Source organism: Streptomyces sp. SA15 (assembly GCF_002291145.1).
Taxonomy (GTDB): Bacteria; Actinomycetota; Actinomycetes; order Streptomycetales; family Streptomycetaceae; genus Streptomyces.
Genome location: NZ_NTGE01000075.1, coordinates 1 through 1,323, shown reverse-complemented (window position 1 = coordinate 1,323; position 1,323 = coordinate 1). Strand labels below are relative to the sequence as shown.

Below are 1,323 nucleotides of genomic sequence, written 5' to 3'. Positions count from 1 at the left end.
GCCCTCGGGCCGTGCCTCGGTGTCCAGCCCGGTGACCGGCGACCAGCCCACGCGGTACACCAGCCGGTCCGCCTGCCCGGCGGGCGCCGGGGCGGCGGACGGGGCGGGGGTGGCGGGCAGCCAGTAGCGCTCCCGTTGGAAGGCGTAGGTGGGCAGGGCGGCGCGCCGGCCGCCGCGTGCGGTCAGCATCGCGGCCCAGTTCACCTCGACGCCCCGCACGTGGAGTTCGGCGAGCGCGGCGAGGAGCGCGGCCGGTTCGTCACGGTTGCGTTGCAGGGCGGGCACCAGCGCCACGTCGTGGGCGCCGGCCGTGAGGCAGTCGCGGGCCATGGCGGTCAGCACGCCGTCCGGGCCGAGTTCCAGGCAGGCGGTGACGCCGTGCGCGGCGAGCTGCCCGACACCGTCCGCGAACCGTACGGTGCCACGGACCTGGCGCACCCAGTAGGCGGCGGAGCCAAGCTCCGCCGCGCCGGCCTGCTCACCCGTCAGGTTGGAGATGACCGGCAGTTCCGGCTGCCGGAAGGTCACGTCGGCGATCTGCCGCTCGAACTCGGCGAGCATCGGCTCCATCAGGGCCGAGTGGAAGGCGTGGCTCACCCGCAGGCGCTTGGTGCGCAGCCCCGCGTCGGCCAGCCGCTCCTCCGCGTCCGCCATCGCCGCCGCGGGGCCCGACAGCACCGTGGCGGCGGGACCGTTGACCGCGGCCACGTCCACGTCGGCGAGGTCGCCCAGTAGTTCGGCGGTCCGCTCCAGGCTCGCGGCCACCGACAGCATCGCCCCGCCTTCCGGAAGGGCCTGCATCAGCCGGGCCCGGGCCGCGACCACGCGGCAGGCGTCCGGCAGCGACCAGACGCCCGCCACGTGGGCCGCGGCCAGTTCGCCGACGGAGTGCCCCAGCAGCACTCCCGGGCGGACGCCCCACTCCTCCAGCAGCCGGAACAACGCCACTTCGAGGGCGAACAGCCCCGTCTGGCTGTACAGCGTCCGGTCGACCGGAGCGGCGTCGGCCGAGCCCGGCTCGGCGAACAGCACCGCCTTCAGCGGCCGGGGCAGCAGTCCGTCCAGCTCCGCGCACACCGCGTCGAACGCCGCCGCGAACGCGGGGAACGCGGCGTACGCCGCCCGGCCCATGCCGGCCCGCTGCGCCCCCTGCCCGGTGAACAGGAACGCGAGGGTCCCGCTCGGCACGGTCCGGCCGCGCACGGTGCGCGGGTCGCTCTCACCGGCCGCCAACGCCTCCAACGCGGCTGGCAGTTCGCCCCGGTCGGTGCCGAACACGACGGCACGGTGCTCGAGTTGGGCCCGGGTGGCCGCCAGCGACAG

Annotated in this window: 1 protein-coding gene; it reads right to left on the bottom strand. The window is 76.3% G+C overall.

What is annotated here, in order from left to right:
• On the bottom strand, positions 1-1,323 hold a 1,323-nt coding region (locus tag CLM62_RS13910; RefSeq protein ID WP_143659060.1), incomplete at both ends, for an acyltransferase domain-containing protein.